This window comes from uncultured Limnohabitans sp. (assembly GCF_937889215.1).
In the GTDB taxonomy this organism is placed as follows: Bacteria; Pseudomonadota; Gammaproteobacteria; order Burkholderiales; family Burkholderiaceae_C; genus Limnohabitans_A.
In genome coordinates, this window is the sequence record NZ_CALBEX010000075.1 from 1 (window position 1) to 2218 (window position 2218).

Here is a 2218-nt window from a genome sequence, read left to right on the forward strand (position 1 = left end):
CCGATCATCAGGCAAAAATTCACCACGTTCGGCCCGGGCAAAATTTGCGCCACCGCCCAATCTTCAACAAATTGCTCGCGCGTCATCCAGCGCTTTTTCTCGACCAACTCGCGCTGCACCACGGCCAACACCCCACCAAAGCCTTGCAAGGCCAGCCAGGTGAAGGACACAAACAAATCGGTTTTAGAGTTCGGATGACGAAGGGGCAGGTTTTCAGGCATGGCGTGCATTATCCAGCGGTGAGCAAGGCCGCGTTGTCGCCCTCCAGCCACACCAGCTGACCTTTGCCACTTTCGCTCAGGCGTGCCATCAGGCCCTCTGCTTGGGTTTGGGGCAAGGCAAAGTGCAAACGCACCACGCTGCCATGCACCACTTGCTGCAATGTGGCCCCAGCCAGTTCCACTTCTCGGCGCACCAAGCCTTCCAGGGCGTAAGGCACGCTGCAAGCCAGCTGCATTTGCCGAATGAGCGGAATTTTTTCGGCGTGTAGCACGGCTTGCGCCACCGCATCGGTGTAAGCCCGCACCAACCCGCCCGCGCCCAGCTTGATGCCGCCAAAGTAACGCACCACCGAGGCCATCACGCCTTCCAGATCCTGATGGCGCAGCACCTCCAGCATGGGCCTGCCTGCTGTGCCGCCGGGCTCGCCGTCGTCGTTGGCCGCCGATTGGCCCCCGGCCAGCAGCGCCCAGCACACATGCGCCGCATCGGGGTGCTCGACCTTGAGCTTGGCGACGCGGGCTTGCGCCTCCTCGCGGCCAGCAACGGGTTCGATGCAGGCGATGAAACGGCTTTTTTTGATGACCAGTTCGTGGTGGGCAGGGCAGGCAAGAGAAAAAGGCATCGACCAAGAATACCCCAATGACTGTGGCACCACACTGTGCCCTAGCTCTTCAAAGTGAGGCTTCGATATGATCCTTCGCTAGACCGGATCAGACCGCTCTCTTGTTCTTTCGCCAGCGGGCCAATCGGTTCATCTGATCACCATTCTTCTGTCGCATTCAACTCTTTTAAGCACCATGCACCAACCGGCCACCGCGCCCCGACCCTCGATTTATTACGACTACGCCGTGCACCAGCCCTGGTTGCCTTCGCAGCACTCGGCGCAGCAGACGCACCCGGTGGTGATCGCGGGCGGCGGGCCGGTGGGCTTGACGGCCGCTTTGGAGCTGGCGCGCTTTGGGGTGCCCTGCGTGTTGCTGGAATCGGAGCTGCAAGTGTGCGAGGGCAGCCGCGCCATCGTGTTCACCCGCCGCTCCATGGAAATCCTGCAGCAAGTGGGTGTGGCCGATCGCGTCACACAAAACGGCTTGCCTTGGCGCTTTGGCAACTCGTATTACCGGGGCGAGCGCGTGTTTCGCATGGAAGCCCCACACGACGAGAACGACCGATTTGGCCCCATGATCAACCTGCAGCAGCAGTTTCTGGAGCAGTACCTGGTCGAAGCCTGCGAGGCCAACCCTCTGATTGACCTGCGCTGGGGCAACCGCGTCACGGCGCTGGAGCAGCATGCTGACCACGCGCAGCTGCAAGTTGACACCCCCGAAGGCCCCTACACCCTGCAGGCCGAATGGCTGGTCGCCTCGGACGGGGCTCGCTCGGGCATCCGCAGCATGCTGGACCTCAAGCTCGAAGGCGCGTCCTACGAAGGCCGTTTTGTCATTGCCGACATCCGCATCGACCTGCCTTTGCCCACCGAGCGCCTGGCCTTTTTTGACCCCGAATGGAACCCCGGCAACACCGTGCTGCTGCACCGCGAGCCCCTGGGCATCTGGCGCATTGCCTTCCAACTGCCCGAGGGCGAAACGCCCGAGCAAGCCTTGTCGCCCGAATCGCTCAAAACCCGCATCAACGCCCAACTGGCCCTGATTGGCCACGCCGACAAGCCTTGGGAGATGGACTGGAGCTCGGTCTACTCGGCTCGCACACTCACCTTGCCCGACTACCTGGTGGGGCGCACCTTGTTCATGGGCGACGCTGCCCACTTGCTGCCGATTTTTGGTGTGCGGGGTGCCAACACCGGCTTTCAGGACGCGCAGGCCCTGGCCTGGCGGCTGGGGCTGGTGTGCCGGGGTCTGGCTTCTTCGGCCTTGCTGGCCAACTACAGCGCCGAGCGCGTAGCAGCTGCCTGGGAAATCATCGAAGAAGCGGGCAAAAGCACCCGCTTCATGACCCCACCCACACGCGGCTTTCGCTTGCTGCGCGACGCCGTCTTGTC

Annotated in this window: 3 protein-coding genes; 1 reads left to right on the top strand and 2 read right to left on the bottom strand. The window is 62.5% G+C overall.

Going from position 1 to position 2218, the window contains the following annotated elements:
• Both Q0341_RS01720 and Q0341_RS01725 read right to left on the bottom strand, forming a co-directional pair.
• Positions 1-230: chromate transporter (locus Q0341_RS01720; RefSeq protein ID WP_299510117.1), on the bottom strand; the 230-nt coding region annotated here is incomplete at its 3' end.
• Positions 230-844 carry a YigZ family protein gene (locus Q0341_RS01725; protein ID WP_299510118.1) on the bottom strand — a complete coding sequence of 205 codons (615 nt, stop codon included), beginning with the start codon at positions 842-844 and terminating at the stop codon, positions 230-232. The genes Q0341_RS01720 and Q0341_RS01725, both read right to left, overlap by 1 nt.
• Before the next feature lie 175 nt (positions 845-1019).
• Here Q0341_RS01725 and Q0341_RS01730 point away from each other — a divergent pair.
• Positions 1020-2218, top strand: a 1199-nt coding sequence (locus Q0341_RS01730; protein WP_299510119.1) for an FAD-dependent monooxygenase, incomplete at its 3' end; no start/stop codon positions are given.